General features: G+C 71.1%; 1 protein-coding gene and 1 pseudogene. Both read right to left on the reverse strand.

All coding sequences use genetic code 11. From position 1 onward, the window contains the following. A pseudogene (locus AC27KI_RS21675) lies at positions 1-2,890 on the reverse strand (UvrD-helicase domain-containing protein); the annotation flags it as partial. 10 nt (positions 2,891-2,900) lie between these two features. Beyond that, positions 2,901-3,141, reverse strand: a 241-nt coding sequence (locus AC27KI_RS21680) for a hypothetical protein (protein ID WP_487091079.1), incomplete at its 5' end; no start/stop codon positions are given.

Genomic DNA, 3,141 nt, shown 5'->3' on the forward strand with positions numbered 1-3,141 from the left:
CGGGCCCCGCTGGCGGTGGCCATGGCGGCCTGCTCCAGCAACTGGTGCATGGCCTCGCCCTGGCGCGATGCCGGGGTGGACACGGCCACCGCCGGCACGGCCGGGCCATCGGGCTCCGGCTTCGGCGGCGGCGACCAGGCCGGCAGTTCGGCCAGCAAGGCATGGTCCTGCGCCCGCCCATCGTTTTGCGACGAGGCTTCGCCGGCAGGTTCGGCCAAAACGTTCTCGTCCTCATCCTGCAACAGGGGCGCCAGCCGGTTCCACCAGCTGCCGGGCGCCGAGGACGAGGGCTGTACCGACGAGACCGCCAGGCAGTGCTTGGCCCGCGTCATGGCCACGTACAGGGTGTTGAGTTCTTCGCGCTGCCGCTCGGCCTGTTCGGCGGCGAGCATGTCCACCGCGCTGGGCGGCGGGTTGCTTTCGCTGGCGAGGAAGACGAAGCGGCGCGGCAGCGGCTCTTCACCCGGCCAGTCCACCAGCACGCCCATGGTCTCGGCCTTTTGCAGGCGGGTGTCGGTGTCCAGCAGCAGCACGCTGTGCGCTTCCAGGCCCTTGGCGCCGTGCACGGTGAGCAGGCGCACCGCCTGCGCGTCCACCCGGCCCGGCGCGCGCTGGCCGGCGCGCTTCATCGCCCGGACGAAGGCGTAGGGCGTGAGGTAGCGCCCGCCGTCGATCTGCAGCGCGGCCGACAGCAGTGCGCGCAGGTTGGCGAGCACGCTGGCGCGCTGGGTGGCGGGCGCGGCAGCGGCATAGCGGGCCAGCACGTCGCGGTGGGTGTAGAAGGCCTGCAGCGCGTCGTGGGGCGGCAATGCGTCGAACCAACCCTTGTACAGAGCCAAATCGACCCCCAGGGCAATAAAGTCTAGGGCATCATGCTCACTTTTTAATAGCAAATCGAGCCAGCTGCATTCGAGGTTCTCCGGCTGGCGCCGCCACAGCGCCAGCCGCACGAGCGTGTCGTCGCCCACCCCGAACAGCGGCGAGCGCAGCGCGCGGGCCAGCGACAGGTCGTGGCCCGGCGAGACCAGCGCATCCAGCAACGCCACCACGTCCTGCACCTCGGGCGCCTCGGCCAATTCAGCTTTTTCGGGCTGCACGCAGGGCAGGTGCAGGTCGCGCAGCGCGTCCTGCATGGCGGCCAGCCGGTCGCGCTTGCGGGCGAGCACCATCACCTCGCGCGGCGGCACGCCGTCGGCGATGCGCCCGGCCACCCAGCGGGCGGCCTGCGTGCATTCGCGCATGCGCAGGGTTTCCTCGGCCTCGTGCCGCGGCTGCGTGAGGCTGTCGCGCCACGCCATGGGGTCGAAGGCAGGGCCCGCGCCATCATCGGGCGCAGTGATCGCGGGCAGGCGCAGCCGCATTCCCGGGTCGGTGGACTCGGTGGTGTGGTCGCGAAAGCCGGCGTATTCCCCCTGGCCCTGCGCGGCCTGCATGACGTGGTTGACCGCCTCGATCACGCCCGTCGCATTGCGGCGCGTGTGGTCGCAGCTCAGCAGGTCGCGCCCAGGCCTTGGCGCACGAAGGCCTGCGCGGCGAGGAACACCTGCGGCTCGGCACGCCGAAAGCGGTAGATGCTCTGCTTGGGATCGCCCACGATGAACACGCTGGGCGCACGCCCTCCGCCCGCGCCCACATAGCCCGACAGCCAGGCGTGCAGCGCCTGCCACTGCAGCGGGTTGGTGTCCTGGAACTCGTCCACGAGCAGATGCCGCACCCGCGCATCCAGCCGCTCCTGCACCCATCCGCTCAGCACCGGGTCGGACAGCATGACGAGCGCCGTGCGTTCGACATCGTTCATGTCCACCCAGCCGCGATCGCGCTTGAGGGCAGCGAATGCAGCCACCAGGGCGCGCGTGAGCCGGGCCATGCGGTGGTGGTGGCCCCAAGCCTCGTGCTGGCGGCGTGCCAGGCACAGGCGCTGCAGCTCGGCCTCGGCTTCCTGCGCCACGGCGAACTTCTCCAGGTTTTTGCTGAGCCGGTCTTCCTTGGCCACGAAGAAGGCGCGGCGCAAGCGCTCCAGGCGCTCGTGCAGGTCCTCGCACGCGAAGGCATCGACCACTGCGTCGGCCGCCTTTTGCGGCGTCTTGTTGGATTCGGTGCCCAGGGCACTGGCGCGGGCCAGCCAGCGGGCGCGCGCCGCATCGCCCTCCAGCGCATGGGCCGGGCTGTCCAGCCCCTGCAGGTCGGGGAAGTGCGCATGGAACGGCGGGACCGAGGCGTCGATCACGCCGGCCGCGTCCGCCAGTTCGAACTCGATGCGCTTGGACAGCGCCGCGCCCAGGGCCTTGTGCGTCTGCGACCGCCCGTGCAAGGCCACCGCCGCTAGGTAGTCGGCATGCAGCGCGGCATCGTCGGCCACCTGCTGCAGGAACGGCGGCCAGACCTGGCGCACGGCCTCGGCGTCGTCCTCCAGCAACTCGTAGTTGCCGGGCAGCCCGCGTGCGTGCAGCACCGCCAGCGGCGCCGTGCCCAGCAGCGCGGCGAACCAGCTGTGGAAGGTGCGGATCTGCACCGGCCGCCCGGATTCGAGCATCGAGCGGTACAGCGTCTGCAGCAGCACGCGCTTTTCCAGCGCGCGATCGGGCGGGATGCCGCGGGCGACCAGTTCCAGGGCCAGGCGCTCAGGCTCGGCCTGGGCAAACTCTTCCAGCCATTCCTGCAGGCGCTGGCGCATCTCGCCCGCGGCCTTGCGCGTGAACGTGATGGCCAGGATTTCGTGCGGCGCGCACCCGTCCAGCAAGGCGCGCAGCATGCGGGAGACGAGCATCCAGGTCTTGCCCGCGCCCGCGCAGGCTTCCACCGCCACGCTGCGGTCCGGATCGCAGGCAATCGCATAGAACGCCTCGCGCGTGGCCGGACGGCCGTTGTGTTCGTAGGCGGCCAGCGTCATGGTGCGTTCTTCATGCCCAGAAATCCTTGCGGCACAGGCCGCGCGCAGCGCAGTAGTCGCACACGGCGCCCTCGCCCAGCGCCGGCATGGCGGCACCGGCAGCGATGCGTTCGAAGTCGTGCAGGATGCCGTCCACCAGCTGGTCGCGCAGGGCCACGATGTCGGGCTGCTCGAAGGTCCGCGTGTCGCCGCGCTCGCCCACGTTCACGTAGGCCGCGCGCAGGTGGTCGTCGTGCAGCAGCGCGGCATAG

This window comes from Acidovorax sp. KPB24-03 (assembly GCF_057546605.1).